The sequence below is a fragment of the Proteus genomosp. 6 genome (assembly GCF_040139785.1).
GTDB lineage: Bacteria > Pseudomonadota > Gammaproteobacteria > Enterobacterales > Enterobacteriaceae > Proteus.
Genome location: NZ_JBEEVJ010000006.1, coordinates 194,520 through 210,842 on the forward strand (window position 1 = coordinate 194,520; position 16,323 = coordinate 210,842).

General features: G+C 37.0%; 12 protein-coding genes. 4 read left to right on the plus strand and 8 right to left on the minus strand.

Annotated features, from left to right (window positions below; genetic code table 11):
* Positions 1-5: 5 nt before the first annotated feature.
* Positions 6-584, minus strand: coding sequence for a TIGR00730 family Rossman fold protein (locus ABN212_RS09930; RefSeq protein WP_349443173.1), 579 nt, complete (start codon positions 582-584; stop codon positions 6-8).
* A gap of 332 nt (positions 585-916) precedes the next feature.
* Between ABN212_RS09930 and rhtA the strand changes: the two genes are divergently transcribed.
* Entirely contained in the window at positions 917-1,807 is an 891-nt protein-coding gene (gene rhtA / locus ABN212_RS09935; protein ID WP_100159509.1) for a threonine/homoserine exporter RhtA, read from the plus strand.
* Between the two features lie 274 nt (positions 1,808-2,081).
* Complete coding sequence (dps, locus tag ABN212_RS09940) at positions 2,082-2,588, plus strand: DNA starvation/stationary phase protection protein Dps (RefSeq protein WP_100159508.1); 507 nt, start codon at positions 2,082-2,084, stop codon at positions 2,586-2,588.
* Positions 2,589-2,663: 75 nt separating this feature from the next.
* On the opposite strand, the gene ABN212_RS09945 is transcribed toward dps, so the two are convergent.
* From ABN212_RS09945 to dinG, 5 genes are all read right to left on the minus strand, one after another.
* Positions 2,664-4,697, minus strand: a complete 2,034-nt coding sequence (locus ABN212_RS09945) for a TonB-dependent receptor domain-containing protein (RefSeq protein WP_198626143.1) — start codon at positions 4,695-4,697, stop codon at positions 2,664-2,666.
* A 97-nt stretch (positions 4,698-4,794) separates the two neighbouring features.
* Complete coding sequence (gene nrfD / locus ABN212_RS09950) at positions 4,795-5,940, minus strand: NrfD/PsrC family molybdoenzyme membrane anchor subunit (RefSeq protein WP_109373455.1); 1,146 nt, start codon at positions 5,938-5,940, stop codon at positions 4,795-4,797.
* Positions 5,937-6,767 carry a 4Fe-4S dicluster domain-containing protein gene (locus ABN212_RS09955; protein ID WP_198620457.1) on the minus strand — a complete coding sequence of 277 codons (831 nt, stop codon included), beginning with the start codon at positions 6,765-6,767 and terminating at the stop codon, positions 5,937-5,939. The genes nrfD and ABN212_RS09955 overlap by 4 nt, the downstream gene beginning before the upstream one ends.
* Before the next feature lie 18 nt (positions 6,768-6,785).
* Positions 6,786-8,342, minus strand: coding sequence for a [FeFe] hydrogenase, group A (locus ABN212_RS09960; protein ID WP_109373453.1), 1,557 nt, complete (start codon positions 8,340-8,342; stop codon positions 6,786-6,788).
* A 931-nt stretch (positions 8,343-9,273) separates the two neighbouring features.
* Positions 9,274-11,382, minus strand: coding sequence for an ATP-dependent DNA helicase DinG (gene dinG, locus ABN212_RS09965; protein ID WP_349443174.1), 2,109 nt, complete (start codon positions 11,380-11,382; stop codon positions 9,274-9,276).
* A 242-nt stretch (positions 11,383-11,624) separates the two neighbouring features.
* Between dinG and ABN212_RS09970 the strand changes: the two genes are divergently transcribed.
* A complete protein-coding gene (locus ABN212_RS09970; RefSeq protein ID WP_109373451.1) occupies positions 11,625-12,533 on the plus strand; it encodes a LysR family transcriptional regulator in 909 nt (302 codons plus the stop codon).
* A gap of 210 nt (positions 12,534-12,743) precedes the next feature.
* Positions 12,744-13,169 (plus strand): 3-hydroxyacyl-ACP dehydratase FabZ, encoded by a 426-nt coding sequence (gene fabZ / locus ABN212_RS09975; protein ID WP_198620449.1) that lies wholly within the window; start codon positions 12,744-12,746, stop codon positions 13,167-13,169.
* Positions 13,170-13,238: 69 nt separating this feature from the next.
* Here fabZ and ABN212_RS09980 read toward each other — a convergent pair whose 3' ends face one another.
* Positions 13,239-14,618: an MmgE/PrpD family protein gene (locus tag ABN212_RS09980; RefSeq protein WP_198626141.1), complete on the minus strand. Its 1,380-nt coding sequence runs from the start codon at positions 14,616-14,618 to the stop codon at positions 13,239-13,241.
* A gap of 81 nt (positions 14,619-14,699) precedes the next feature.
* Positions 14,700-16,067 (minus strand): adenylosuccinate lyase, encoded by a 1,368-nt coding sequence (gene purB, locus ABN212_RS09985; protein ID WP_160230094.1) that lies wholly within the window; start codon positions 16,065-16,067, stop codon positions 14,700-14,702.
* Between the last annotated feature and the right edge of the window lie 256 nt (positions 16,068-16,323).

The window sequence follows — 16,323 nt, forward strand, 5'->3', positions numbered from 1 at the left end:
TACCTTTATTTGTTATAGGTTTTTACTGGAGGTGCAATATATGTTTCAAATTTATCTAATAATTGAATAGGGCATTGTTCCACAATCGCCATATGGCGATATTTTTCATGTAGGAATTGTTCATCCACCATTTTATCAATCATCATCAAAAGCGGATCGTAAAATTGATTAATATTAAGTATGCCCAATGGTTTTTGGTGCAAACCAATTTGGCTCCATGTAAAGACTTCACTAAACTCCTCTAATGTACCGAAACCACCGGGTAAAGCGACAAAACCACCAGCCAGTTCTATCATTTTATTTTTACGTTGATGCATTGTTTCAACAACATGCAGTTCGGTCAGATTTTTATGCGATATTTCACGCCCTTCTAATAGTGTAGGAATAACCCCTATCACCTTTCCGCCTTCAGCTAATACAGTATCAGCGAGAGTGCCCATAATACCGACACTGGCACCACCATAAACTAAGGTAATATTACGTTTAACTAGCTCTTTGGCAAAAATAATTGCTTGTTCTTTATAAATAGGTGAAGCGCCTAAACTAGAACCACAATACACTGCGATAGATTTTATTTTACTCATTTCTTTATTCTCTTTTAGCTAGTTAAATCGAGCTTGGAATTATACTGAAGGTATTTTTAATAAAAAAGGTTAAAAAAAGTGTTTTTACGCTTTTTATTTCACATATATATTTAATCATTATTAATGCTTATATTTATGAGACGTCATTTTTTATTTTATTAAAAATAAATTAAGTTATATTTTAGCTAATCGCACTCAACTAAATTAAAATAAAAAATATTTATTAATGAGTAGCTATATTAAAGTCGGTGATTTTATTTTATATTATGCGATCCTTTGTTATCTGCTAACAGAGAACACATAACGATTGATTATTGACGAGGTTTTATAGGATGTTGTCAGCCAGACACTCAGCTAAATTACAGGTGTTTTACCCTGTGCTTCTTTTGCTTCTCTCCATGCTTTCAATTCAAAGCGGCGCATCCCTTGCTAAAAGCCTATTTCCTGTTATTGGTGCCCCAGCTGTAACGGCGTTACGTCTATTATTGGGTACTTTGATCCTCTTTTTTATTTTTAAACCGTGGCGACTCAAATTTACTCGAAAATCAATTATGCCACTGTTTCTATATGGTTTATCTTTAGGAGCAATGAATTACCTTTTCTACCTTGCTCTTGAAACTATTCCTTTAGGAATTGCTGTTGCCCTTGAATTTACAGGCCCTTTAGCTGTTGCTATGTTTTCATCACGCAGAGCCATCGACTTTTTATGGATAATTTTAGTCATTGCAGGCTTAGGATTATTGCTACCTATTGGCGATAATATTCATGGATTAGATCCTCTAGGTATTCTTTATGCACTGGGTGCTGGTGTAGGTTGGGCGCTATATATTGTATTCGGACAACGTGCAGGTAAAGGCTACGGTGCGGCAACAGTTTCAATTGGCTCATTAGTGGCTGCCTTTATTTTCGTTCCTATTGGTATGTTACAAAGTAGCCCTGACATTATGTTTAGCTGGTCAATTTTACCAGTTGCATTAGCCATTGCAATTTTATCAACTGCATTTCCTTACACCTTAGAAATGATTGCGCTTACACGTTTACCCGCTAAAACGTTCGGTACTCTAATGAGCTTAGAGCCTTGTATGGGTGCCTTTATTGGTATTATTTTCTTACACGAACATTTGACACTAATTCAATGGATTGCCCTTGCCTTTATTGTATTAGCCTCTATAGGTTCAACAGCAACCATGAAAAATAAAACCAAAATTGAAGAGGTTAAATAATTACTTAACCGTATTTTCTTATAAGAAATAAATATTTATTTAAAAAGGATCTTATGATCCTTTTTTCTTATTCAATAATAACTTTACTGACCTATCATTGCTATTTTGCGCTCATTGTCTTACCCTAAATAGACTATTTCGATAGATTAGATTTTTTTAATAGATGACCTATCAATTTAATAGTATCAATCGATAAGACTAACCATTAATAATTCACTATCATCATTAACAGAAATTAAGATATTGAGTTATTAATTATTTAGGGAGAACGATTATGAGTACTGCTAAATTAGTCAAATCCACACCTTCAACTCTGCTTTATACCCGTAATAACCTCGATGACAGCGTAAAACTGCACGCTATTGAATTATTGCAACAGATGGTGACGCAGTTTATCGACCTATCTCTCATCACAAAACAAGCGCACTGGAATATGCGTGGCAGAAACTTTATTTCTGTTCATGAGATGGTTGATGGCTTCCGCGATACCATTAATCAGCACACTGATGAGTTCGCAGAGCGTATTGTTCAGTTAGGTGGCACAGTATTAGGCACCGCGCAAGTTGTCGGTAAAAAAACACCACTGAAAGCTTATCCACTGGATATTCATGATGTGCAAGATCACCTAAAAGCACTGGCTGATCGTTATGCTGTTGTTGCTAATGATATTCGTAAAGCCATTGACGAAGTTGAAGACGAAGATACCGCCGATATGTTTACTGCTGCATCGCGTGATCTTGATAAATTCCTATGGTTTATTGAAGCCAATATTGAAAATTAATCTACGTGTAAAGAGACGTGATTAATATAAAAAAGGCTGCCATGTAAGGTAGCCTTTGTCTATTTTCTGATTGAATTAAAATGTATACACCACACCCGCATTAACACTAAAACCATTCCCAGGGAAAAGTAAGGCATCATTCTTTTTCACTGTTGGATTGGCCAAAGTGCTTGCTGCATAGCGTTTATTCGTAATATTGTCTAAATTCAAATAAGTAGACCACTGATTATCATATTGATAATGTGCATTAAATCCTAATAATGCATAAGGTTTACTCTTTTGAATATTAAGATGGTTACCATGATCAACAGCAACATTTGTGGGTGACCAATACAGTGTAGGACCAAATCTCAATCCATTTAATTGATAGTTAATTTCACCCGAAATAAGGTTTCTAGGAATACCTGCAATATATTTTCGATTATATTCCCCGCCCATAAAACGAAAATCATTATACGTCCATGTTGCGCGATAGAGAAAATCACCAACACGAAGCGGTTGAATCGCATTGATACTGAATTCAACACCTTGATGGCGAGTTTTTGCAGGATAATTATAAATATCAACAATATTCCCATTTTGATCGTGGGATGTAATATATTCATCTTTAATAAAACTGCGATAAAGCACCGTACTTAAACTGATATTATCTGTTAATTCAATATCACTACCAATTTCAAAACTGGTTGCTTTTTGAGGTGAAAGTTTTAACAGATTAACCTTATTTAACGGCGCTTTAGGATTAATAATATCATTAAAGGAAGCCGGCTCTTGGCTCATACTGACATTAGCAAATAAGCGTGCATTGTAATTAGGATACCAAATCAGCCCAACTTTAGGTGTTAAGAAATTAAAGGACTGTTCAAGAGAATTATGGCTCGAAAATACATCTCTTTTCGCATGAGTTCCTTTTACATCCAGATTAAACAACACACTGTTACTAATATGTATACCCGCCCCTAAAGACGCATAGATATTTTCAGCTCGTCCATCATATCGTCCTAGCCAGCCTTTGGGATTTTTCTCGATATCATCTTTCATTATCGAGTGATCCCAAGCTAACGCGGCACGATAACTAATATGCTGAGTTTCTAATTTATAATTAAATTGAGCACCTTTAGTATAGTAATTCACAAATTGGTAATGACTGGGTGTTTTGAAATTATCATGTGTTTGTGAATACCACCATCCAAATTGAATATCGTGAGCACCACTATTCCATGTCGATTTATTGGCTATACGTAATTGTTCGACATTTCTATGGGGATCTTTTTTCTTAATTGCAGGTAATACCGCTTTAGGATCATTCTCAACCATTTGTAAGGTTGCTGGGCCAGGAACATCAAAACGCAGATCAGTCCAATTAATCCATGTTCTATTTTCAAAGTTGTCTGAAGTATACCCGAGTGTTGAGCGCATTGTTTTACGTTGAGAAGCTGAGTGCTCTCGATACCCATCATAATGGTCATAACTTAGACTTATTCTGGCATCAATAGGATGATCATCACTATAACCGCCTAACGCCATTTGTAGACCTTGACGTCCAAAAGAACCTTGCTCATAGCGCAATTGATTTTGATTATTTCGTCCTGTATAGGTGATAAAATCAAGCTCTCCCCCTAAGTTATTGCTTTGCAATTGTGTACTATTTGCACCGCGGCGAATGCTAATAAATTGTGCATCTCGTACATCAATCATACTTGAGTGAAAGCTACCATCGGCTTCATTAAGAGGTAGTCCGTCTTGGAGTAATAATACCCCTCTAGAAAGTGGCGCACTTTGAACACCTGAGCCTCGAATACTTAAACGAGGTTGATCTAATCCACCAAATAAACTTTGTATCACGATACCAGGTTGATCCTTTAAGGCATCATTCAACGTTAATAAGCGATTTTCATGATCAACCGTAATTAAATTAGTTCCCCCTGCTATATTGCTTATTTTTTCAGCTTCAATGTTATAAATACGATTTGACGAATGACCTTCTTTTTGTCCACTGACAATAATATGTTCTGATTTATTTTCATTCGCTTGGGAATAACTCAATATTGGTGTAATCGAAAGCAAAGAGGATGAAATAAACCACAAGGATTTTTTTAAAATAGGCATATTTATCGTTCTATTTATCATTAATAAAAGAATAAAAAAGAGTATTTTCTTGTTTTTATTTATAAAAAATGCCCAATTAAATTGGGCATTAAGTTAATTAATGTTTGTCGTCTTCATGTTCAATAATACGGAAGTTTTCACAGATAAATAAATAAGCGAGCGCTCCCATTGAAACTAGACCAAGAGTGATAGTTAATTCTGGTAGCGATGGCCAATAAGAGACACCCGTTGATGTCACCATACCTGTCACCACAACGTTATAACGGTTTAAAATAACCCCCGAAGCGACTAGCGCACCAAAGGTTACCAGCCAGCCACGACGTTTTATTAATGGTGAGAAGCAGATAATTAACGGCACAATAACGCCAAAACCAACTTCAATCCAAAAGAATAAAGATTCAAAGCTGCCTTCGAAAAGGTAATGCACTTTACCTTCTGCAATAATACTGCCGAATTTCAACGCTAAATAAACCAGCATTGCATAACCTGAAATTCGAACTAATCCGCTTAATACCGACATTGGCACTTTGTGATTAAACGCTCGGCCTGCTAATGCAGTTTCAACTGCGATCATTGCAGGGCCAACAAAAAACGACGAAATTAAAAATTGGAAGAAAATAATTGGCGACCACCATAATGGATGCAGTTTATCGACCATTAATAAATAAAGCGCCCCAAGTGATGATTGATGCATTGATGGAATTGCAATACCAATGACTAACAATACTGGTAATATTTTACGGAAAAAATTATGGTATTTTCGTCCAACTCGTTCAGTTGCCACTTCTCCAAATTCAATTAATTGCACACTGGTATAAACAGAGACGCAAATAAAGACTTCAAAAAGCACTGAGCTATGCCCTTGAGAAACTAATGGACGCCAGAAATTCCACCACTGCCCGATATCAAGGAAAAGCCCGACCATCACCAATAAATAACCAATTAATGACGTTAATGCTGCACTTCGAGCAATACTTGAAAATTGTTCTTGTTTAAATACGTAAACAATTAACGCAGTACCATACCCGCCCCCAGCTAACGCCACACCGCACATCACGTCAAAAGAGATCCAAAGCCCCCAAGGCCATTCATCATTAAGATTGGTCACTAATCCCAATCCTGTGACTAAGCGAAATAAGATAAGCCCTACGGCAATCAAACTGATAGCAACAAGCACCCAGCGCACTGGTGTCATAGGAAAACGCCACTTACCAAAGTGGGTAGAATTATCGATAACACTCATTCTGATCTCCTTGTTTCTTCATCAGTACTATTCTGGTTATGATCTAGATGCTGATGGGATTGCTCATCGCGGCTCACTTTATCTTTTCTGTGATTAAACATGGCAATACCACCCAAAATCACAGCCCAAGTAGCGCCTGCTATCGGCGTATATTTCATAAAATCAGAGGTATAAGAAGAGAGTGGTTTTTCCGTTAATCCCGTTTTAAAGCCAAGCTGTTCAAATGGCACATCAGAAATATAGAGCCATTCAGTCCCCCCTACTTCTTTCTCACCATAAATATGTTGAACATATTCTGGATTATTCGTGATGGTTTCTCTGGCTTTTTCTAATAAGGTTTGTCGCTCACCAAATACCAAGGCTTGAGTAGGACATACTGCAACACATGCGGGAGATTGCCCTTCTTCCACACGAGATGAGCACATCATGCATTTAGTGACATAAGGAAGTGACTTTTCCCACTCATATTTAGGAATATCAAACGGGCATGCCACCATGCAATATCGGCAACCCACACAGAGATCAGGATAATAAACCACTGGCCCTGCGGGTGTTTTTTGGAAGGCTTTTGCAAAACATGCTGAAGCACAAGCGGGATCAATACAGTGAAAACATTGCTCTTTAACATAACGCCAAACCGCTTTATCTTCTTTCTCAACCGTGACTGTTTTGATAACTGTCCAGTTTTCATCCGCGAGTTTGGCATTCTCACCACTTGTGGGTTGTCTGTCTTCTATCCATTTATTTTCGTTGTACATTTTGCATGCAACTGTACAACTACCGCAGCCGATACACTTTGTAAGATCGACTAATACACCTTTAGACATAATGTGTTTCCTCAATCTTTAAGCTTTCTTTTTGTTAAAATGAATACTGCGATCTTGGTAATGCGTATGAAGCAATTGATGAGCACGTTCACCACAAGGTTCACCTAAAAATTGTTTATAGATACTTTGAATTTCACTGTTTTCATAACTCAAGCGGATTGTGGCGCGTTCATCTTTGCTATAAAGCGCTTTCATGCGTAAAGCACGTATTTCATCAGAAGGCGGTAATGCCGAACGAGGCTGTCCTCCTCCCGCAATACACCCACCAGGACATCCCATAAATTCAACGAAGTGCCACTGTTTTTCCCCTTTTTGAATTGCTTCTAAGACAGGACGCGCATTTCCCATACCAGAGCAAACTGCCACGCGAATTTCCCCCACTCCCGGAATATCCAGAGCGGCTTCTTTAATACCTTCTAATCCACGTACAGGTTGCAAATTAAATAAAGGCTCTGGTGGTCTTTCACCTGTAATAAAGTAGTAACTGGTTCTGACCGCCGCTTCCATCACGCCCCCTGTCACGCCGAAAATAGCACCAGCACCACTGTATTCAGACATTAAGCGATCATAATTTGCGGGTTGAAGAGACGTTAAATCGATATTGTGACTTTTAATTAATCTGGCGAGCTCTCTTGTTGTTAGCACGATATCAACATCACGAAGATCAGGTTTTTCCCATAACACGCTAGCGCCATTCATTTCAGGGCGTGCCGCTTCTGATTTTTTAGCGGTACATGGCATAATGGCAACAGAGACAATTTTGGTAGGATCGATATTTTGCTCTTTGGCATAATAGGTTTTTATCATCGTTCCCAACATTGTCATGGGTGATTTTGCTGAAGATAAATTAGGTATTAATTCAGGATAAAACATTTCACAGAATTTAACCCAACCCGGCGAGCACGATGTAAATTGTGGTAATACGCCATTATTTTGAATTCGTTGCAGTAATTCTGTCGCTTCTTCCATAATGGTCAGATCAGCAGAAAAGTTCGTATCAAAAACTTTATCAAAACCCAGTTTTCTCAGTGCAGCAACTTGCAGTAACTCAATATCCTTACCCGGTTGCATACCAAACTCTTCACCCAAAGCAACGCGCGTAGCGGGCGCAGTTTGAACAACAACATGCAGTGTTGGATCTAATAACGCCCTAATCACCTTATCCGTATCATCAACTTCTGTTATCGCACCTGTTGGACACCAAAGCGTACATTGCCCACAATCAATACAAGGAACGCTATCAATTAACGGTAAATCGTAATTTCCCATCACCGTTTGTACTTTTTCACACACCTCAACACATTGACCACATAAAATGCATTTTTTATCATCACGACAAATTGCCACATTATTAGGATCAATAGGAATTCGGCCTCGGACTTGTACAGGAAAAGTACCTTTTGCATTGTATTGCTCGGGAACCCAGCCAGTACCTCCAGAAATATTACCATCACATCCCGCCGTTACAGCGGTTACCCCTGCCGCAAGACTCATCTTTCCAGCAAATGAAAAGAAAGAACGTCGAGATAATAATTTCTCGTCACTCTCTTCTTTTGTAGGGAGAATAGATTTCATTTTTTACAATGCTCCTGCTTTAATATATAAATAAAACTACCGTTTAAAAGTAGTAATATATAAAGGATTAAAACTTATTTTTGTTAAATATATTTATATGATTTTATTAATAAAAAGATCAATACTTAAAATAAGTATTAACCTTAAAGAACCTAGTTTATTTGAGAAAAAACACCCTATCAGCAATCATCGTTTCATTTAAGAAAATCAGGAGAGATTTTTTAATTCAATAAGTGATAGGGTGTTTATGAGATATATTGTACTGAAGAGAAATTAAAAAAAAACAGCTTACAACCTTATTAATTAAATATATTTAATTTTATTGATACATATCAAAATAGAAATAAAACAATAAAAATAACTCTATAAAAAAACGAGAAAATCAATACAAAAAATTAAAACAAATCATATAGTTAAAACGGATGTTATTTTTTATAAATTTATTGAGCATTTATCTTAACTAAATAAAAAAAGATTATCGCATACTATTTAATATAAAATAAATAATTTAAAAAAACATCAGGCTGATAATTTCTAAATAAAGTATTCACTTTTTCTAAATTAATAAAAATAAGAGCATTACAATATAATTGTTTATTTTGTTATAATTACATTAATTTATGTAAAATAATTATTTAATTTTAAATATAAGATATTTTTATTTTTTAATCATTAATAAGATTCATAAAAAATACAAGTTAATAATACCAGATGGAACCTTAAATAAAAATAAAACGAAATTATTAAATATATTTAACCATAAGATGACTTGTATTATTTTAAACAAAAAAAACAATTTTTCTTTTATTAAGAATAAAAAATTATAGTAAATAGCCTATATTTATTAATAACACATTAATAAATATATCAAAGTAAGTTAGAGAAGCATAAATCACTAACAAAAGTAAAATCTCTATAATATAATATAAAATCACTTCTCTTTAGGCATATCTGGTTGATAAATTGGAAAAACTGGCAGTGCAGTTAATAAGCGTGAACCGTAGTTTTTTGTTAATAAACGTCTGTCATAAATGACAATTTCACCATGACAGTGATGACTACGAATAAGGCGCCCAACTTGCTGAATTAAATTAAACGATGCACTGGGTAAGCTTTGCACTTCGAAAGGATAGCGTTTGAGTGATTTTAACCACTCTCCCTCAGTTACAATCACCGGATCAGTCACCGGAGGAAAGGCAATTTTATGGATATGTACCTGCGTTAAGTAATCACCTTTTAAATCTAGACCTTCAGCAAAAGATTGTAAGCCAATTAATACACTATTATCACCCGCATCAATACGCTTGCAATGTGTTTCAACTAATCGATAGCGTGGCTGATCCCCTTGTACTAATAAGCATAAACGCAAATCTTTCACTTCTTCTAAAAAACCATCCATTGCACGTTGGCTGCTAAATAAAACCAATTGCCCTCGATGATTATTCTCTTTCATTTCTTGGCGAAAATAACGAGCCATCTCTTTTAAATGCTCACGTTCATGGTGCATAGTTGGCTCATAGTGCATTTTGGGGATCACGAGTTTGCCTTGCTTTTGATGCTCAAAAGGCGAAGACAACGTAATAAAGCGATCATCAAATTGCTCGCTTAATCCCGTCAATTCTTGAATACGAGAATAGCTATTTAATGAACGTAATGTTGCAGACGTAATAACCACATGAGGAATATTTTTCCATAATAATTGCGTCAATTGCTCACTAACCCGAATGCCAGCACAATGAAAATAGAGATGCGACTGTTTTTTATCGTAACGACGAGTTAACCATTTGGATACTGGTGCTTTTGAGGTTTGCTCTAATGTGGCTAAGCGCCAAAGTTTCGCCATATTTTCTAAATAACCCACCATCCTACTGGTAGTTAAAATGGCACGATGTAAACGCACAACATCTTCTTTCGCTGTCCGTTCTGTTAAATCGTTTAAAATAGCTTCGCCCAGCATTTTTAAACCATCCGTTAGCTTAAATAAGGTCTGGCAACTTAACAGAAGTTGTTCAGGTAATTCACCTAACGGGAAGAGATATTCATCTTGTTCACTACGTTCTGGTAATAGTGCTCGCGTGTATGTATCAACCTCTTGATAGGCTTCACGTAACTTAGCAATATGAGCATCAAAACGAATAGGATCAGCCAATTTAGGCGGTCTTACAGGAATAAATTGCGCTAAATACTGACTAACATGACGAGTGATATTATCAAGCTGATTATTAAGGGAAACTAAGGTTATTTCTCCTTCGACTTCAAGTGCATCTCGCGCAACATCAGGAATATGATGCCCTTCATCAAGTACCAAAAGCAGATTTTTAGCATCAGGTAACACGGATTCACTTTCCATTGCTGCCATGACTAAAGCGTGATTGGTAATAACCACATCGACTTCATCAATTTCACGGCGCGCAATAAAAAAAGGACAACGATGATAATATTGGCAATTACGCCCTAAACAATTCATTTTATCCGTACTGATTTTACGCCATAAACTATCGGTTAATGCTCGTTTATGGTGATCGCGTAATCCGTCCCAGCCGAAACTAGTGAAATCATTTTTGAGCTCTTGGCAAATTTCTCTTTCTGCACTGGTCGCCACATCCACTTTATCTTCAAGCAAAAACATTAAGTCGATTTGCTCGCCTTCAGTGGTACAAATCGCATCTAAATTGCGAGGGCATAAATAGCGGCCACGACCAAAAGCGCCTGTGAACGTAAGATCAGGAATGATTTTTTTAAGTAATGGCAGATCTTTGCTATAAATTTGATCTTGCAGTGCCACATTCGCCGTACTGATTATCAATGGTTTTTTCTCATCACGGCTAATTGCAATCCCGGGAATAAGATAAGAGAGTGTTTTACCCACCCCAGTAGGGGCTTCAATAACAAGATGGCGCCCCATTTCATCAGAAAAAGTCTTAGCTACCTCAGCAATCATTTCACGCTGTGGGGCACGCGGAATAAACCCTTCGATATGCTCTGGTAGGGCTTTATACCACTGACTTATTTGATTTTTAACGGATTGAGAAAGGGACATAACCACTCTGTAACTGATTTTAAGAAAGGCGTCATTGTCTCATAACACTGTATAAAAATCAGTAGTTACCTTTATTTACTCTCTTTTTCATCAAAGAATGGATAACTTCTCGAAATTATTGCTCTTTGTTATGGATTATTCATTCAACTCTTCATAGTATGAGTAACATCCAAAATAGTCTTATAAAAATATTTTTCTTTTGTTTTATTAAGCACAACAACACCAGTTAAGAGATATCTATAATGACTTCCGCAAAACGCCCTATTTTTAACTTAGAACTTGATTTACTTCGAACCTTTGTCGCCGTTGTCGATGGAAATACCTTTGCTGCAGCGGCGGAATCCGTTTGCCGAACACAATCCGCCGTTAGCCAACAGATGCAACGACTTGAGTCTCTACTTGGAAAAGAGCTATTTGCTCGCCAAGGTCGAAATAAAACACTGACAGAAGCGGGTACACAACTGCTTAATTACGCTCGCCGTATTTTACGCCTTAACGATGAAGCATGCCTTTCACTAATGCATGAAGAGATTGACGGCATTTTAAAAATTGGTTCTCCCGATGACACCGCAAACACGATTTTACCTGAACTTCTCGCTCGTTTTTCAGGCGCTTATCCTCGCTTAATTATGGAAATTATTGTTAAACGTAGTCCGTTTTTAATGTCTATGTTAGAAAACAATGAGCTAGATTTAGCCATCTCTACTGAAGAGCATGTGGGTTATCCTAAAATCGTATTACGCGTTTCACCTTCATTATGGTATTGCGGAAAACATTTTAGATTTGATCTTGATGAGCCGTTACCTCTCGTGGTGCTTGATGAGCCAAGCACTTACCGCGATATGATGATAAATCATCTTGATCAGCAAGGTATTCGTTGGCGAATTGCTTATATTGCAACCACACTTTCTGGTGCAAGAGCGGCAGTACGAGCTGGTTTAGGGATTATGGCGCGTTCGATTGAGCTTTCTGGTGATGATTTGCGTATTTTAGGCGAAAAAGAAGGTTTACCTGCTTTACCTGCGATCCGTTATAACCTTTATTTTAATTCTAATAGCCCAGGGAAAGCGGCACAAATTCTGTTTGATTCATTGAAAAATGAACAAAATGAAGTGATTAATCATGCAGATATCACGCTACAACAAGAATAACCAAAAAAATAAATTATTTCGATAACTCATCAAAAAATGAGAAGTAACAAAGACTGGATTTTTCCTATTCTGGTCTTTGTTATCCACTTAACCCAAATTTCTTAGCTAAAACATAGCTCAATACTGTACCATATTGAATAAGAATGGAATAATAGCCACCTTTATTGTAAAAAGCCTATTTGTTCTATCATCATAACGAGGAGAAAATATATGCCCATTTCCATCAGTGAAATAATGGAAATATTGCCTCATCGTTATCCATTCTTATTAATTGATCGCGTTATTTCTGAGCCAACTGAGCTTGCCAGTGGCAAATTAACCGCCATCAAAAATGTCACAACCAATGATACCGTTGTTTTTGGCGAGTTCTACCCACCTTTATTACTTCTTGAAAGCATGGCTCAAGCTTCGGGCATTCTTGCACATTACTACCTTTCACCTATGAGTGAGGATCAGCAATGTTATTTTGCCAGCATAAAGAATGCTCGGTTTTATGATGCGGTAAAAGCAGGCGATCAGCTAGTTATTGAGATCCAATTTCGCCGACAGCGACGCACTATTGTTAGCTTTTCAGGTACGGTGAAAATTGGGGAAAAGATAGTTTGTACATCTGAATTTATGTGTGCAAGGCAATAGATAAAGGATTGGCAAATAAAACCAATCCTTCACACAATAATCTTGTTTATACTATTTCAGCTTAACCTTCTATTTTTTAACACGTAATAATTGTGTTATTTCTGAAATAGTTACATTGTCGAAATGCAGTATTTTCTCAACTAATTGTGCCGATTGTTCAGCTTCTATCACCAAAGATGCATTATCGTAAAACTTACTGATCACATCTTTATCTGTCATTGGATTCTTCGGGTTACCATACTGAATATCTAATCTCTCCGTGATCTTTTCGCCATTTTTTAATGTCACGAAAATTAACCCGGGAAAATAAGTAGGAAATGGAATTTCTCCTTTTTCGGGATAACGATAACTTACACGCTTCGCTAACGATTGAATATCTTCCCGTTGGAGGTTTTCAGGTAATAATGAAGATAGTGTTAATGCATTATCTAAAAAACCCGCAGCAAATAACCACGGTAAACTAAATTTAGCGCCATAAGCTGTTTGAGGTGCCCATTTTGTTTCAGGTGGCTCACAAATCAAAGCAGCAGCTACTGGATCGACAACGCACTCGACACTCTCGATATCATCAGCGGTGATCCCTTTTTTCAGCAAATTACGCCCACAATCAACCGTTGCATGAGCAAAATGGCACACCGGATAAGGCTTAATAGAAACATTTAAAAATTCCCATACTTCACCTAATCCCAATGCTACTTGTTCTGGTTGCGCTTGCTCTCGAATACCATGGGTTTGATAAAGGCTATACCGACCTTCAAATATTGTTTCAGGGCCTGTCATTCCACCTTTTGCTAATGATGCGGCGATAATACCTGATTGCGCAGCCCATCCCGCATGAAAGCATTTAGAAGATGAGCTATTAGTAAGATATTCAGCTACTCCTGCTGCTTGGCTTCCTGTTAACCCTAATGCATTCACAGTTTGTTCAGGCGTCAATTTTAATAGCGAAGCGGCACAAGCCGTTGCGCCAAAAATACCAGCAATTGCGGTGGCATGAAAACCACGCTGATGAAATCCACTATGGCTTGCTAAGCCTACTCTTGCCGCGACTTCCCAGCCAATCACCCACGCCGTTAAAATATCTTGTGATGATGCACCGATAGATTCACCCAATGAAAAAGCAATCGGTGTTAATACTGCACTACCATGTGTAATGGAATCGGTATGTGTATCATCAAAATCTAAAGCATGTGCTGCAATTCCATTGGCAAGAGCTGCCACGGTTGTACTTGCCGTTTGTGAACTTCCCCAAATAGGGATATCACCTTGGCTATCAGGTAAAAAAGCAACGCCTTGTCGTCCTTGAATTGCACTTTGCTGCACACTGCCAGCCAAAGCGACACCTAATGTATCTAATAAATGAATTTTAGCTCGGCTAACAACTTGAGCAGGTAAATCAGAAAATGTGGTTGTGGTAATAAATTGGGCTAACTGCTGACTCAATGTCATAAACACCTCGAAATTGATAAGAAAAAGCCAGCAATATCACCGGCTTTTAGATAATAAGAAGGTTGGAGGTAATTAATTCACTTAGTCATTTAACCAGCCAGAGGCTTTGGTTTGTGCGACAACGCGATCAACCTGAGCTGGTGCATTACCCACATAAGTCGTTGGATCTAACAAAGCATCAAGTTCTTCTTGCGTAATATGATCACGAATACGTGTATCACGATTAATTGCTTCTACGAAGGTAATGCCCTCTTCTTGCCCTGACATTGATGCTTCATACACAATTTCATGTGCCGTTTGTTTACCTGCTTTATCAGATAATGCAAACATCACGCGTTCAGCCAGCATAAAGCCACCCAAAATATCCATATTTTTGCGCATTTTTTCAACATGAACATTTAACCCGCCTAATACTGTTTTCATATTATCAAAAATAACAGACAGCATCAGACACAGTTCTGGCATGATTTTCCATTCCATTTTCCAGATTGCACCATCACGCTCGTGTTGATGTTTCATCATATCGGTTAAAACAGAAAGGTTTGCTTTTAAGGTATTGCTAACACAAGCGGCATTTTCAACAATAGCTGGATTGCGTTTATGAGGCATCGTTGAAGAACCGACTTGTCCTTTGCTGAAAGGCTCTGATAATTCATCAATTTCGTTATGTGCTAATATCAAAATTTCATTGGCAATTTTACCTAATGTACCGCTAATTAAGCCAATCAACATGCCGTATTCGCTAAATCTATCACGTGCAGGTTGCCATGAAATTTCAGGCACACCTAAACCTAAACGTTTTAATACACGCGCTTCTAATTCATCAGCCTTATCACTTAAAGAGGCTTTTGTGCCCACCGCTCCGACGACACTTCCCACAAATAAACGTGGTTCAATTTCTTTAAGACGTTGATAATGACGGGCTAATTCTGTTAACCAAATTGCAGTTTTATGACCAAAAGTGATTGGCAGTGCTTGTAATGCTAATGTGCGCCCTACCATTGGGGTATTTCGGTGTTTTTCACTTAATGATAATAATGAACGACCTAATATTTTGATATCACGAAGGAAAGTATGATGAGCATCTTTAAGTTGCAGTACAAGACCTGTATCAATCACATCTTGTGTGGTTGGCCCAAAGTGAACATATTCACCATAATGTTCAGGGCAAGCATGTTCTAAACCACGAATAGTTGGCACTAATGGATGGCGAGTCAAACGCACTTGTTCTAATACATAATCCATATCGAGCTTTTCAAGCTTTGCGGTGTCTGCAATAACGTTTGCCGCCTCTTTTGGGATCAACCCTAATTCTGCTTGTTCTATGGCTAATGCCGCTTCATAATCAAGCCAATTTTGCATTCTCGTTTTATCAGAAAAAATAGTTCTCATTTCTTCTGTTGACCATAAATTCTTTAATAAAACCGAATCAAAAACGCTGGTTCCCATAATTATTTCCCCTGTTAAAAGAATAATAAAAAAATCGTTTTTTTAATCAAACGACTTGTTAGATTGTTATTTTATTTATGCAATATAATCTCTAAAAAAACACTTTGATAATTTTAATCTAAATTAAAAAATTTCTAATCAATCAAAAAATAACATTAATTCAATATGTTATAAATAACTCTTTATTTATTAGTTATAACTTTTGAATCTTAAATGTTATTTAAGATTTAATTAGAATAATTAATGCTAAAAAATT

Excerpts from the sequence above, each read along its gene's own strand:
- dps (WP_100159508.1), top strand. The coding sequence starts at position 2,082 with ATGAGTACTGCTAAATTAGTCAAATCCACACCTTCAACTCTGCTTTAT.
- purB (WP_160230094.1), bottom strand. The coding sequence starts at position 16,067 with ATGGGAACCAGCGTTTTTGATTCGGTTTTATTAAAGAATTTATGGTCA.
- rhtA (WP_100159509.1), top strand. The coding sequence starts at position 917 with ATGTTGTCAGCCAGACACTCAGCTAAATTACAGGTGTTTTACCCTGTG.
- ABN212_RS09930 (WP_349443173.1), bottom strand. The coding sequence starts at position 584 with ATGAGTAAAATAAAATCTATCGCAGTGTATTGTGGTTCTAGTTTAGGC.
- ABN212_RS09945 (WP_198626143.1), bottom strand. The coding sequence starts at position 4,697 with ATGCCTATTTTAAAAAAATCCTTGTGGTTTATTTCATCCTCTTTGCTT.
- ABN212_RS09970 (WP_109373451.1), top strand. The coding sequence starts at position 11,625 with ATGACTTCCGCAAAACGCCCTATTTTTAACTTAGAACTTGATTTACTT.
- ABN212_RS09960 (WP_109373453.1), bottom strand. The coding sequence starts at position 8,342 with ATGAAATCTATTCTCCCTACAAAAGAAGAGAGTGACGAGAAATTATTA.
- nrfD (WP_109373455.1), bottom strand. The coding sequence starts at position 5,940 with ATGAGTGTTATCGATAATTCTACCCACTTTGGTAAGTGGCGTTTTCCT.
- dinG (WP_349443174.1), bottom strand. The coding sequence starts at position 11,382 with ATGTCCCTTTCTCAATCCGTTAAAAATCAAATAAGTCAGTGGTATAAA.
- ABN212_RS09980 (WP_198626141.1), bottom strand. The coding sequence starts at position 14,618 with ATGACATTGAGTCAGCAGTTAGCCCAATTTATTACCACAACCACATTT.
- ABN212_RS09955 (WP_198620457.1), bottom strand. The coding sequence starts at position 6,767 with ATGTCTAAAGGTGTATTAGTCGATCTTACAAAGTGTATCGGCTGCGGT.
- fabZ (WP_198620449.1), top strand. The coding sequence starts at position 12,744 with ATGCCCATTTCCATCAGTGAAATAATGGAAATATTGCCTCATCGTTAT.